The following is a 14662-nucleotide window of genomic DNA, read 5'->3' on the forward strand; positions in this document are numbered from 1 at the left end:
TTTTAGCTTTTTGTAATCGTCTCTTCCATGTTGTACAGCGTGTTGATCACCCGCATCAATGCAGCCGCACGCACCTTGTCGGCCTTCGCTTCATGCGGGAATTCACCCACATTCAGGACTTTCGCCGCATTGTCTTTTTGTTTCGAGAACATGGAAGCCTCTTCACTGTAATACTTTTTGAGCAACTCTACTTCTTTATCCGTCGGCTGGCGGCAGACGATCGTCTGGAACGACGAACGGATATTGCTTTCAATATCTGTCGATTTCGCTACCAGGCGTTCAGCCAATACACGTGAGGCTTCAAGCACCGTAGGGTCATTCAGCATCACCAGCGCTTGCAGAGGTGTATTGGTTTTGGAACGTTTCACCTCGCAATGGTCGCGGTTGCTGGCATCGAAAATGATCATCGACGGCGGCGGCACTGTCAGTTTGATGAATGTGTACATCCCCCTGCGGTACAATGCATCGCCCTTATCCTGCTGGTAGGTGCGAAGGGTACCGCGTCCTGACGTAGCCGCCTCCCACAAGCCTTTCGGCTGGTAAGGTTTCACGCTTGGGCCTCCGATCTTGGGATTCAGCAAACCGCTGGTTGATAGTACCATATCACGTACGAGCTCCGCTGGCAGGCGGTAGCGCGGGCCGCGCGAGAGGTAAATATTTTCCGGGTCGGCTTTCAGCTTTTCGTCGGTAACCTTGGCCGATTGGCGGTAGGTAGCCGAAGTCACGATCTGCTTGACGAGCCTTTTGATATCCCAGCCATGGTTCATAAAATCCACGGCCAGCCAATCCAGCAATGCCGGGTTCGTGGGCAGGTCGCCCTGCATACCAAAATCACCCGTACTTTTCACGATACCTCTTCCGAAAAACTCCTGCCATATCTGATTAATGAATACCCGGGCAGTGAGCGGATTGCTCTTGCTGGTCGTCCATTTAGCTAATCCCAACCGGTTTTGCGGCAATTTGATCGTGTCAAAACGCATTACCGCCGGTAACGCCGAGGCGGTAACCACCCTGCCCGGCGCGTCGTATGAGCCGCGGTTGAGGATGTGCGTAGGCCGGAGCGTGTCCAGGTCGCCCAGTACCGACACCATCAGGCGGCTCGTGTCCGGCCGGTTGATGAACGAAAGCAATGTCTTCGCTTCATCATCCGAAATGGTCATGATCGGATTCTTCGCCGGTTTTGTCTGCGAAATATCCCCTTCAAATCCGGACTCTTTGGAATTGTTGAAAAATGCGAACATCCGGTAGTAATCTTCCTGCGAAATAGGGTCATACTTGTGGTCGTGGCATTGTGCGCATTCGACGGTGAGGCCCAGCACCCCGGTACTGAAAGTTTTCGTTTTGTCGATATTGTATTCGATCCGGTATTCTTCCGGGATCACGCCGCCCTCTTCGGTATATTTATGGTTCCTGAAAAACGCGGTGGCCAGTATCTGCTCCTTGTTGGCATTGGGCAGCATGTCGCCCGCGATCTGCCACATCAGGAACTGGTCGTATTTCATGTTCTTGTTGAATGCGTTGATCAGCCAGTCGCGCCACGGCCATTGCGTACGTACTTCGTCGTCCTGGTAACCGTACGAATCGGCATAACGCGCTACGTCCAGCCAGTGCACGGCCATTTTCTCGCCGTAGGTTTTCTGTGCGAGCAACTGGTCCACTATTTTTTCATAAGCCTTGTCGCTGTTATCCGCTTCAAACTGCTTTTGCATTTCCACGGTCGGCGGCAGGCCCGTAAGGTCCAGTGCGACCCTTTTTAGCAAATGGCTTTTAGCTGCTTCGTCATTAGGTGCCAATCCGGCACCCTCCATTTTACGCAGGACGAAGTTGTCGATTTCGTTTTTAGGCCAATCTTCCTTGGAAACTTCGGGAACAGCGGGCAAGACCGGAGTAGTGAACGCCCAATGCCGCTCGTACTTGGCACCTTCCTCGATCCATTTCTTCACCAACCCTATTTCACCTTCATTCAGCAAGCCCAGGTGCGACTCCGGCGTCGGCATTTGGTACGACGGATCGGGCGAAGTAATCCTTCGGTACACTTCCGACTGCTCCGGCTTGCCGGGGAAAATCGCCACACCCTTTCCGTCTTTCAGCTTCGCATAGGCACTTTCGGCAATGTCAAGCCGGAGCCCTGCCTCCCGTTTTTTAGAATCAGGTCCGTGGCACGCAAAACATTTATCAGACAAAATAGGCCGGATGTCGAAATTGTAACTCACAGCTTCACTACCCGACTGAGATTGTAACACGCCGTTCTTTTTGAAACAAGAAACCGCCAGAAAAGCAACGGCGCCGGATAGTACCCCCAGATACAAGAACTTCTTTTTCATTTGCAATTATTTACACAATCAACCAATCTTTACTTCGCCTTTCACAGTCTCCGAACTCAGGAACTGCTCTATTTCTTCCAGCCGCTTTCCTTTCGTTTCAAACAGGTTCCGCTTCGCGTACACGTAGGAGCAGACGCAGAAGAAGGAGAAAACGAAAAATGTATTAGCTACTCCCAGCCCGTCGCGCATGAGCGGAAAAAGCAGGTTTACGATCCAGTCCGACACCCACATCGTCATAATGCAGATAGATAATGCGGTTCCCCGTATATGATTTGGAAATACTTCCGTAGCGATGACAAACTTCAATGGCCCCAGCGAGAAGGCAAAAAACAGCAGGAACAGCATGATACACACCAACATCCCCCAGCCATTGATGCCGTAAGCGAAGCACAGGCCCGTCAATGCAAGCGATACCGCCGCGCCGGCAGAGCCGATCAGGTACAACGATCTCCGCCCGAGCGTATCCACCTTCCAGATCGCTATCAGCGTGAATACCATGCTGGCCAGGCCGAGCATAACCTGGTACAGCAGTACGTCGCCGATCACGATACCTGCGGACCGGAGGATCGTCGGGCCGTAAAATACCACGCCATTGATACCGCTGAACTGCGAAAGGGCGGTCAGGACCATGGTCATCACCAGCAATCCGCGCAAAGGATATTGCATCAACTCTTTTGCGCCTCCCTCTTTTTGCGTGAACGCTTCCTTGATCGCTGCGAACTCCGTGCGGGCATGGTCTTCCCCGCTTATTTTGACCAGTATCCCGAGTGCTTCTTCATTTCTGTCGTGCTTGGCGAGCCAGCGCGGGCTTTCGGGCACCGTCACGAGCAACATGCAAAACACTGCCGCCGGGATCACGCTCACGAAGAACATCCCGCGCCATACCTCCTCTACAAACAGCCAGTGCGAAACGCCGCTTCCCGCGCCCGCATGAGCGAGCGAGTACCTGTGCAGGAACAAGTTACTGATGTAAGCGGCCAGCACGCCGATCGTGATCGCCAGTTGGTAGAATGTAACAAGGCCGCCACGCTTGGATGCCGGTGCTATTTCCGAAATGTAAAGCGGCGACACATTGGAGGCCACGCCCACACCCGCCCCGGCTATGATGCGGAATATAATGAGAATAGTATAAGTATTTGAAAATGAAAACCCTATCGCGCTTACTAAAAAGAGCAGGGCCGCCACAAACAGGACTTTCTTCCGGCCTATTTTATCGGCCAGGTAGCCCGAGAATGCCACCCCAATAATGCAGCCGAGCAAGGCAAACGAAACAAACAATCCCTCTTCCGCCGCCGACAAGCCATATTGTGTTCTGACGGGCTCGATGATCCCGCTCACAACGGCCATATCAAACCCGAACAGAAAGCCCCCCAACGCCGCAATGAGCGTAATGAGAAAGGTAAAGTGTTTTACGTGTTGTGTTTGCAAGGTGTTCTTGGATTTAGGGCTTTCTTCTATGACCAGCTTTCGGTCAGCAAACGGGTTTCGTTTCAAGGGCAGCATCGAGGTTCACCTGTTTCCCCTCCCAACCACACAAGGCTGCTCCGGCGCCGTAAACTATGCACAAATCCGCAGAGGGATCGGGGCGCAACACCCTCATTTTGTGATCATCGAATGCCTGAAATCCGTTCGATGAATTTCCGGCAGGGCTTTCATCCGAGGCCGGGGTTTTAAGACAGGCATCTATGTCGTACCAAAAAACACTGCGTCCAGCTGACGTGAGCGCCGCATGCAGCTTCCGTCGGACGGCTTCCCAGGCACGAACTTCGAGACCGTCGATCGCCACTGTTTTTTCATGAAGCAATTGTCCGACCCAATAACTGGTATCATAGGAGGTCGGAGCCTCGTTAATATGATCGAAACCCTCTGCTTCCCGTTCGGCCAGACAGGCCGCGCCGGTCAGGATACAGGCTTCGGTATCATCACAGAAAATCACACGCACATTACTATCAAGCGATTTCAACTGACTTTCTAATGCATTGAAAAACAAATGACCAGCCCTGGCGATGTTCCCGCCGATCACCAGCTCATCGCAGCCGAAATTTTTCAGCCAGGGAAGCAAAAATTCGCCCAGGTTAGCACCAAACTCATCAAATATGCTTTTTGAAACTTCCGAATTCATTTCCGCCAGCTCGCGGACATCTTTAATAGCCTGCCCGGTGGCCCGCTGGTAGGCAGTATGAAACCAGCGCGTTGAAAAATAGTCATCGGCAATGGCTTCCCTGAACGGCTCATTGTAGAATGCACCCAATCGGGGTAAGGCAGCATGGTGTGTCATCAACTCGCCGTCCTCCATGAACGACGACCCAAAGCCCGACCCGAGTGTGAGCAAAACGGTTCGTTTACTTTTCAGGCCATTCCGCATATAGGCGCCTACGGCAAAGCAATGCGCATCGTTAAAAAACCGGAATGCGGTATCGGGCATGCCGGTAGCGTCTTTGAGTGCCTGCCCGAGGTGAAGCCCGAACATTCGCTCGAATTTCCCGCCTACGTGAAGGACCGTACAAATCCCTTTGGAATAGTTGAAAGGCCCGGGAAATGCAATCCCTATTCCGGCAACCGGCCCCCGGCCCGCAAGCGCCTGCCGGATACAATCGCCGATTGCAGCCACAATCTCGGAAGCAGTACCAAAGCTATCCATTTCCTTACGCACCAACGACAGCGACGGATCTCCGACGAAGGACATATCCACGACACCGGCCGTAACATGACTTCCTCCGACATCCAACCCCAGGCTTATATTTGGCGCGTTCATAAGGGACTTTGTAATATATGTTCAAATATACAAACATATCACTAACAGTCAAAAAAGTTGCACTAAATCAACATACAAAAATGACACATATTTAATATAATATATTGATTATAAGTTTATTATAAAATATATTTCAAATACCATTTTGTATTTTAGTTCTACAAACTCGAATAAAATCAGAAATTTCTCGTCGAAATCTAGCCAATATGTATGATATGTATATACATATTAAAATACATTTTATACATACCTCCCGCCCCTCATACCAGCCGGCTGACGAACCCCGCCCCCATAGCCGTGGACAGACGTTTCAGGACAATCAGCTATAAAAAACCAATGGCGGGTATATCCCGCCATTGGTCCAAAATACCTCAACTATTTACTAATTCACTCTATGAGAACTGATGCCGGATCAGTAGCCAGGATTCTGTTTAAGCGCGCCATTGCTTTTCCGGATTTCCGTATTCGGGATCGGGAATAAGTAGTAATGATCGCCCTTCCAAGGCTTCCGCACCTCGGCTTCGGGAATTACGCCGTAGGTATAGGATAGTTTCCCCAGGGCATCCCCCGGCTTGGTGCCTGTCCAGTCCATGGTCACTTTGGTGAGCCCTCGCACCGCTATATCCACATTTCCGGGGGCCGCCTTCCACCGCATGAGGTCGAAAAAGCGGGAATCCTCCAAATGCAGCTCGATCGCCCTTTCGTTGCGATACACCCGTACCAACTCTGCGCCGGCAGCTTTAACATCGGGCATATTCACCGACGCCCGCTTTCTTACCTTATTGATATATTCCTTTGCAACAGCCTCGTTGCCCAATGCCATCTGGATTTCGGCATAGTTCAGGTAAAACTCCGTCAATCTCATGAACACCACCACCTGGTTGTAGTCATAATCGAAGCTCGCACGCGGTCCCGCAAAGTCGTCAGTCTTTTTGAATGTGTAACCCGTTTGTACCCGCCAGTGAAAGGGCGTGAGGCCTTTTACCCAGTACGTTTTCGAATCGCGGCCGAAATCGAACAGGTTCTGGCCATTTTTCGGATCTACCTTATTCGGATTGATATAGGGGGGAGCATTGTCGGCGTTAGGGTTAGCATCCTCCCAGTATTCGTACAGGCGCTCGGTACTTTTCGAGCCGTCGACGATATTCAGCGGACCAGCTCCGGGGTAAATCACCGCGTCATAAAACCTCGGATCCCGGTTTTTCTCAGGCTTCTGTGGGTCGTAACCCGAAGCCGCATTCACGGTCACGCCATCTGCCAGGTAGGGATACTCACCGTTGGTCATCTGGAACATATTGACAAAGTTCTGCGTCGGTACGATCCGCTGCTGCGCGTCGAAACCGCTTGGCCAGTAGTCGTAGTTGTAACCCCAGCCGGGTATCCGGGTAGCAGGCGTGAACGACTTCCCAAAAATCGTCTCATCAGTTTTCAAAGGCTTTTTAAACAGCGCTGCATACTCCGGGTGCAGCGTAAATCCCAGGTCCAGGACAGCCTTTGTAGCCGTTTCAGCGGCTTTCCATTTGGCCATGTCGTTGGACGGGTTATTGAGCGGGCTCGCCAGGAAAAGCAGAACTCTGGCTTTGAGTGCCAATGCAGCCGCTTTGCTGATTTTCCCGGTATTCACCGGCACGCCATCCAGAAATCCGATCGCCTTATCCGCCTCGTCCAGCACAAACTTCGCACATTCGTCGAACGTATTCCGGGGCACATCGAACCCCTCCGAGTTCAGCTGAAAACTATTCGTAATGATGGGCACCCCGCCAAATGTGCGCATCAATTCCAAGTACATCCAGGCACGGAGAAAATGCACCTCCCCCTTCATAGGATCCAGTTTATCGGCCGTTATACTCGATTTCTCGATATTCTCAAAAAACACATTCGCCTTTCTGATAAAGCCGTATTCATAATTCCAAAGCGGCGTAGCATCCTGCATGGCGGCTAGATCCGAAACATTGTCGGCCGTCATATTCCCTTCGATATAGTTACGGATGCCCGTCGACCTCTCGTGGGTTTCGGGCTGGTTCACCGCTATGTCCGTCAGCGCATCGTAACCGCCGGTACCGGGCGCCCAGGGCGGTTTAATGCCGTTATAGATGTTGTACACATAGTTTTGAAGAAAAACCGCGTCATTAAACACCGCCTCATCCGATATCGCATCCAGCGGCTTCTTGTCGAGCACATTACAGGAAGTAGCCGCGGCAATGATGCCGATGACCGACATCGTGAACGCCCGCTTCATCACCTGATTTTTTATAACTAAATATTTCATAGGTTATCTGAATTAGAAAGTAAGATTGAGGCCGAAGCTCAGGGTCTTCATATTAGGGTATGCGCCGCCGTTTCCGCTCAGGAATTCAGGGTCACCATTCCCGTACTTTTTAAGCGAATTGAACAGCATGAATGCATTATCACCGGAAACATAAATCCGCAAAGCGGTAACCCTTGCTTTCGAGAGCAGGCTTTTTGGAAGCGTATAGCCCAGCTGCATGTTTTTCATGCGCATCCACGTTGCCTTGTGGTAATAGAAGTCGGCCTCCGAGGCTGCGACGCCCGTAGGAGCGATCATCGGAAGCTCCGCGTTTACATTCTCTTTGGAATAGCTGTTCAGTGCCACGTATTCCAGACCATTACCACCCGCACCCGAGTTGAATCCCGTACTCAAACGGAATTTGGCGCCACTTTGCCCTTGCAGCAACATCGTCAGATCGAAGTCTCTGTAATTCAACCCTATGCTTACACCATATTGTGTACTTGGGAAGATGGTCGTAACATCCAATCCTGTAACGGGGTCCTTGGCTGTATTACTGGTGGTGTTGAACATGTAACGGTCGTTACTGTCGATTTTACCGTCATTGTTCAAATCCGCGAAAATGAGCCCGCCCAATGTCGCCCCGGGATATTTCACGCTATTGTCCAGCTCCTGCTGCGTGCGGTAAATACCAATGGCCTTGTACATCAGCTGAGAACCGAACGGCTGCCCTTCGAGCTTTTGGTAGGGCTCAGCCTGAGGAGTTTCGTCGAAATAGATGATCTTGTTTTTGTTATAAGAAATATTTCCGTTGATGCGCAGCGTGAAGTTCGAGAAGTTATGACGGTAACCCGCCTGCAATTCGATACCCTGGCTGTTCATCTTACCGATGTTCTCGTCCGGCAGGATCAACCCTGTGTAGCTGGGAATCGAGGCTTGTCGTCTGCCAAGGATATTGGAGGTTTTGTTTTTGAAAATGTCGGCTTCGAACGTCAAGCGATTATCCAGAAATGCCGCCTCCAAACCCAAATCAGTCTTTTCACTTACTTCCCAGGTGATATTGGGGTTCGGGGTCGACTTCACGGCGATTCCGCGCGCATCTACCCCATTCACTACCCAGCCCGCGTCATAACCATAGGCGGCAACATACTGGAACGGACTAACGCGGTCGTTACCCAGGCGACCCCACGATGCTCTCAGTTTCAGGTTGCTGATGATATTCTTCGGAATGAACGCTTCATTACTGATTACCCAGCCCGCCGATACTTGTGGAAAAAATCCAAACCGGGTTTCTTTCGGGAAGATCGGCGAGCCGTCGTACCTCGCACTGAAACCGAAGAGGTATTTTTCCTTAAAGTCATAGCTGAGGCGTCCGAAAAAGTTCTGGCGACCCGACTCCGTAGCGGTACCATCGTTATTCCAGTTTGCCCGGTTGGTGCTTCCCGCAAAAAGTTGATCGATCAGCGGCGAATCGTAGCCAAGGCGCTGCGCCCAAAACAGGTTGTCGTTGTAGCTCATCTGCTCATAGGCCACAAATGCGCTTATTTTATGATCTCTGGCGAACGTAGTGGCGTACGAGAGCTTTACGTTTCCGGTGGTGCGCAAACTTTGTTTGAAATCCTCCCGCAGACCGATATCCTCCACCGTCCTGGATTGCTTTTTCACGATGGACCCATCCGGAGCGCGTTCGTAATAAGGCCATACGTAGTTAAACTGCTTATTGTAGTCTACCGTTTTGACAAGCGACAGATAACCATCCAGCACCAATCCCTTTACGAACGGGATGCTGTATTTAGCCCGCAGCGTTCCGCTGGCGACATCAGCCTTGAACCTGCGATAGCCCGGACTTTGCAGACGAGCGGCCGGGTTCAAATGCGACCACCCTTCGCCGGGATACCGGTAATCCCCACCGATATAGGCTTCCTGCAATGGACTCGTACTAGCCAGCGCACCCACTTCCCCGCCTGCACCGCCCTGGGGCGTTTGGGTATATTTCTCACGAACCGACAGGTCGAGGCCAACCTCAAAGTCTTTCGTTACCGTCACATCAATATTGCTTCTCACATTGTACTGCCGGAGCTTCGATTTGGTGTCGCCGCGCAAAATACCGCCTTGTGACGCCGTACCCAGCGACAAGAAATACCGCACGCGGTCGGTTCCGCCGCGCATGGTCAGCGAGTAGCGCGTTTGCCGCACCGGCGGGCCGATCAGGGCATTCCACCAGTTTTCCGGCCTGCGCTGACCTGTCCGGAAGGCCTCCACCAATGCATCGGGAAAGTCGGGCGGTGTTCCTTCCAATGCACGTCTGTCGTTCAGCACCTTCATGTACTGGAATGCGTCGGCCGACTTCACTTTCATCGTTGGAGATTGCCATGATTGTGTCGTAGAGAAGTCGAATGCGGGCTTTCCGGTTGTTCCTCTTTTGGTGGTGACGAGAATAACCCCTCCCGCCGACTGCGCGCCGTAAATGGCCGCTGAGGCATCTTTCAACACCGAAATAGACTCAATATCATTGGGATCGAGGCGGTTCAGGCCGTCGGGGTCGGCATTAGCCACCCCGTCGATGACGATCAGCGCCGAAGTGTTGCGGTACGTACTGGCGCCCCTCACGAGGATTTGCGCATCATCAAAACCCGGCGCAGCGCTTCTCTGCGTCACATACACGCCCGCCATGCGGCCCGCGAGCGAGTTGGAAAGCGACACCGCATTGGATTTCTTGATCTCGGCACCGGTCGTCTGCACAACGGCATTGGTCAGCTCCGACCGCTTCTGCGTGCCATAACCTACCACTACTACGTCATTCAGCTCCTGCGGCGACACATCCAGCTTCACCGCAATGGTCGACTGCGAGCCAACCTTAACCTCCTTGCTCGTATAGCCTATATACGAAAAAACCAGCAGGCTGTTTTCGTCCCTTACCCGGATGGTATAGTTCCCGTCCTGATCGGACACCACGCCGTTGTTAGTCCCCTTTTCCAGGATGTTGACGCCCGGTATCCCGGCATTGTTTTCATCCGTAACCTTCCCGGAAACAACTTGGTCGGCCCGCCCCCTGTACGCCGCATGTGTACCCGTGCCGGGCGTCGCTACGCCGAGCGTCGCTACGCCGGGCGCGCGACTGAGCGGACCGGCATTCGCCCACGTCATGGGGGCGAGAAAACCCATCAACGCAATCCCCCATAAGGTACACGATGCACCGTACCCATTTACAGTCAGTAGTTTTGGTTTCATAAAAGGAAAGTTTAATTAATAAAGTCCCTTCCGGTAGGTTTAAAAACCTGCCGGGTTATGATCTTAAATTCTTTGGGGTCTGCTGATGATATGTATAACGGTAATAAGTAAACGTCAATGCATCCCGCACGGTTGACATGCGGTCATCATGCCGCAATTCCTCGACCAGGCGGCCCTATCGGCATTCCGCTTTGCTTTTCGCTGAAATAGAAGCAATGCAGTAGCCATCGGAGCGGGGCTCACGTTATTCGGTTATGATATTATCGGTAATCGCACTTTAATATGTACAAACATATAAACATATAATCGAACATACAAATATTATCAGAAATAATAATTCATTGATTTTGTATGAATTTTATAAGTAAACTTTGTTTGACAAAAAATGAAAACCCGTAGAACTATGCGTGTAGGAGGGCGGTAATGTATCTACAATTATCCAGGCAGATTAATACTCATTTAACGTGTTATGATAGCCTGTTGCCAATACACATCGCTAACGTTAAATATGGGATGGCGGTTAAAAGACAGGGAGCCGCATCCGGCAATGTCCGGACTTGCGGCTCCCTGAGCAGGCTTCAAAATTCTCCCCGGCTACTCCCTTACACTCTCAACTGTATATACAAAGCTGTCGGCCCGGTAATAGCCGATATTGTATTCAATAGGTCGTTCGCCCTGGTCAAAGACGAACCGTTTTCTAAAAAGAATGGGACTTCCGGGTTCCACTTCCAGTTTTGCGGCGGTAAACTTGTCGGCGGAAATCGCGCTCACCTCTTCTTTTGAGAGCGTAGCGATCACCATATGGTCTTTTTCGAGAATGTCGTACAATGGCCGCTTGAAATCTTCTTCGCCTGTAAGCCCTACCCTTGGATGGAAATAGGATATAAAATAAACGAAGGGCCCCTCGGCTTTGCCCCGTAGCCGCTCCAATTTCAGCACCTTTTTGTCCGTACCGATATCGAAAAAGTTGGCTATTTTTTCATCCGGCGTCACCCAGGTCACATGCAGCTCGAAATTCTTGACAATAATCCCGCGCGCATTCATTTCCTGCGTAAAACTGAGCCAGTTTTTTGATTTTGAACTAATTACCGGCTCCGTCACTTTCGTACCGACCCCTTTTTTCCGGATAAGCAGCCCTTCATATACCAGCTTATTGAGCGCCTGGCGCAAGGTCGACCGGGAAATGGCCAACCGCTTTGCCAGCTCCACCTCATTCGGCAAGAACTTCCCATCCAGATGCTCCGGAGAGTTGATCATATTGCGCAATAGGTTCTCTGCCTGGATATGCAAAGGAACGGGACTCTTGTGATCGATACTAAATTTCATATTGACGGATTGCAGATAGACAAAAGCAAAAATAGCAATTTTGACCACGCCCGGAAATAATAAGCCAAACGATCCCTTCAAAGTCCCGCAACCACCGGGGCATTATTCCAGCAAAAAGCTCGCAGGCTGGTACGCCCGCAAAGGTAAACGGAGCTTGCTATGCCTCACAGGAATAGGTTCTCCCGCCACTTCTCCGCGAAGATCGACCGGTGTAGCTTTTGTAAACTTCGACTTTTCGGGAAATGTAATTGTAATATCCCCTGCCTCACCCGCCTGCTCCCACAAGCGCAGCACAGTCCCCGCACCATCCGGGTTATCGCCGAATGCGGTTACCAGCGTACCTTTATTCGAAACCTTCAATCCCTCCTGCCGGCTTGGCAACTGGCCTTTGGGACCATCGGCCGCGCCTGTGAGCAACGGCAACCGCGCTTCCCAGGCGCTGTGTGCGAGCGACTCGTTTGCACCGGTTTTTCCATCGATCCCCCAAATCCTCACCTTTTCACTCCACGAGCCACCCTGCCAGAGCGGGAAATTAGTATTCCACATATTGTTGTAAATATTGACAAATACCGCAGCTTTCCGGGGCGTGTGCTCCTCCGAATACTTCCAAAGCCCCGGTTCACCCAGGCTGATCAACGGAGAATCGACCGGGGAAATACCCACACCTGAATGGTCAGCAGCGGTAACGGCCACTCCCGTGCTAACCGCCATCAGGTACCGGTTGGTACCTATAATAATATCCTTTGATGGATCCAGCATTCCTCCCAGCCGCCCGATCGTAAAAACCGGTTTCTTCACTGCCAGCGGGAAACATAGCCAGCCGCCTTCCGGATGCTTTTCCGGTGTTTTGGAATCCACAAACCATTCCACATCCACATAACCTTCGTGCTTTGGGAATGAGAATGCGATCTTATAGCCCTTGGCTAGTCCTCTGGTATCCGCGGGGGTCAACGTCGCAATATCGGCCGCGTCGGATCGGGCGACCTCGATACGCCAGGTCTGCGGGGTTACGGCCAGGTACGGAACCTGCGCCGCATTAGCCATGCCGGGTTTCCCGAGGTCATTCAGCCCCCAGCCCTCCTTAATTCGGCTGTACTCGTTAAACCACGCATTGACCTCATTGCTGCTGAATCGCTCGTGCAAAAATTGCCCGGCCACATATCCCTGACTGCTATCGATGAGTTCCTTACCGCTCTTTTTCTCAACAAGTGACGAAATCCCTCCTTTTTTCAGATCAAAAACTACTTTGAAATGAGGCGTTTCCAATATTGAATACGTGCTTGTGGCCCCCGCAGCCTCCCCGATCTCTTTTTCCGAAAACGACACGAAACCCGAAGCCGGCACATCACGGGCCAGAAAGTAAGCCCCCTTTTTCCAGGGTATTTCCACCACTCCCGACCGCTTCCACGGCAACGGGTTGTACACAATCATCCGCTTTCCTTCCATACCGACCGACCTGGCCAGCAGATCAAGGTGATTGGCCAACTCGCCCTCCACAATCTGCGCTGCATTCGTCATGTACTGCCGTTTCTCATCATAGGAATGCAGCCATTTTCGCTTGCTGCCCGTCTCGGGGTGGCGGGCGGAGCTATTCTTTAACTGCGAATAATCGCCATTCGCAGGTATCGGTTCGGCCTCTGCTTCCCGCATCCACTTTTTCCAATCTTCACCATAGCTGTAACGCGGCCCGTATTCCGCATTCATTCCCCAGGTGTGTTCGGCGTACAAAAGGCTTTGCTCATATGCTTTTGCCAATTGCGCTGAAACGGACTGAACGGGCAGCTGCCATATTTTCATTTGTGTATTCAAACCTTCCAGTGCAGGAGCCAGGGGCCGTACTCTCCTGGCAACTCCGGTTTCTTTTGGGTTGGCCATAATCCCGTGTATCCAGGTATCGGGCATATCCCCCTTGATAACAGGAAGTTCCGGGTTCTCTTTCAAAACCGCGCGGGCAAAATCGTCCAGCGTGCCCAAATGCACCCTTACTCCGGGCATATCAGTTGCAATTTTTCTGAGAATAGCGTCCAGGTGCTCCTTTGCCGGAGGTCCCTCATTGTCGTTGGTCATGATCATTCCCAGGTAATTACGGCAGGGCCAATCCACTCCCGGTTTAATCTCCGACCCGTAAAGTGCCGTGTACTGGCACAATATCCTCGAACCGTCGGCACCTTCCCACCAGAACAGCGGCGGCACCCGCGGGTACTGGCTCGCCGGGTTGCACCCCATTTGAAGGAATTTGACGCCCGCGTGATTCAGCAGCGTGGGCAACACCCACGAGTGACTCGGCACATCCGTTAATTTGGCGCTGATGGGTAAGGGCAGCCCGTAGGTCCGGGCTACTTTGGATGAAAATCCCAGCCCGCGGACGAGATCTTCATAATCCAGCGATTCGGTGTGGGTCGTGAACGGATATGCATGCACAGCAATCGCTCCTTCCCTGATTGCCTTTTCTATTTTTTGCTTGCGTTCCGGCGTTTGCAACGGTCCCAGAATCTGCTCGCTGAGCGGCCAGCCCGGCACGGTCCAGGCAAAACGCTTTTCTGGCGGGAGTTTGGCGTTATCGTCAATTATTTTCAGCGCCCCATCCATCATTTCGCCCCGATACCTTTGAAATACATTTTCGGGTAAATCGGTGAAACCGAGGTCAAAATGCGTCTTGAAAACCAGCCAGATATCCGTAACCTTCGGATGATCGGCTGCGCTCTTCTGCGCCGACGCCGGCAAAGCCAGCGCCATCAAAAACAATAATGTTGCTCTTCTAAACATTTGAATAAACGA

General features: G+C 51.8%; 7 protein-coding genes. All 7 read right to left on the minus strand.

Annotated features, from left to right (window positions below; all coding sequences use genetic code 11):
- Positions 1-2: 2 nt before the first annotated feature.
- Complete coding sequence (locus CLV60_RS17140) at positions 3-2324, minus strand: PSD1 and planctomycete cytochrome C domain-containing protein (protein ID WP_106596608.1); 2322 nt, start codon at positions 2322-2324, stop codon at positions 3-5.
- Positions 2325-2342: 18 nt separating this feature from the next.
- Positions 2343-3827: a sugar porter family MFS transporter gene (locus CLV60_RS17145; protein WP_106596609.1), complete on the minus strand. Its 1485-nt coding sequence runs from the start codon at positions 3825-3827 to the stop codon at positions 2343-2345.
- On the minus strand, positions 3796-5079 hold the full coding sequence (locus tag CLV60_RS17150; RefSeq protein WP_106596610.1) for an ROK family protein: 1284 nt from the start codon (positions 5077-5079) through the stop codon (positions 3796-3798). The genes CLV60_RS17145 and CLV60_RS17150 overlap by 32 nt, the downstream gene beginning before the upstream one ends.
- Positions 5080-5491: 412 nt before the next feature.
- On the minus strand, positions 5492-7348 hold the full coding sequence (locus CLV60_RS17155) for a RagB/SusD family nutrient uptake outer membrane protein (RefSeq protein WP_106596611.1): 1857 nt from the start codon (positions 7346-7348) through the stop codon (positions 5492-5494).
- A gap of 12 nt (positions 7349-7360) precedes the next feature.
- Positions 7361-10558 (minus strand): SusC/RagA family TonB-linked outer membrane protein, encoded by a 3198-nt coding sequence (locus tag CLV60_RS17160; protein WP_106596612.1) that lies wholly within the window; start codon positions 10556-10558, stop codon positions 7361-7363.
- Positions 10559-11152: 594 nt separating this feature from the next.
- Positions 11153-11884 carry a GntR family transcriptional regulator gene (locus tag CLV60_RS17165; RefSeq protein WP_106596861.1) on the minus strand — a complete coding sequence of 244 codons (732 nt, stop codon included), beginning with the start codon at positions 11882-11884 and terminating at the stop codon, positions 11153-11155.
- Positions 11885-11986: 102 nt separating this feature from the next.
- Positions 11987-14650: a glycoside hydrolase family 38 N-terminal domain-containing protein gene (locus CLV60_RS17170; RefSeq protein WP_106596613.1), complete on the minus strand. Its 2664-nt coding sequence runs from the start codon at positions 14648-14650 to the stop codon at positions 11987-11989.
- Positions 14651-14662 lie beyond the last annotated feature (12 nt).

This window comes from Dyadobacter jiangsuensis (assembly GCF_003014695.1).
Lineage (GTDB): Bacteria > Bacteroidota > Bacteroidia > Cytophagales > Spirosomataceae > Dyadobacter > Dyadobacter jiangsuensis.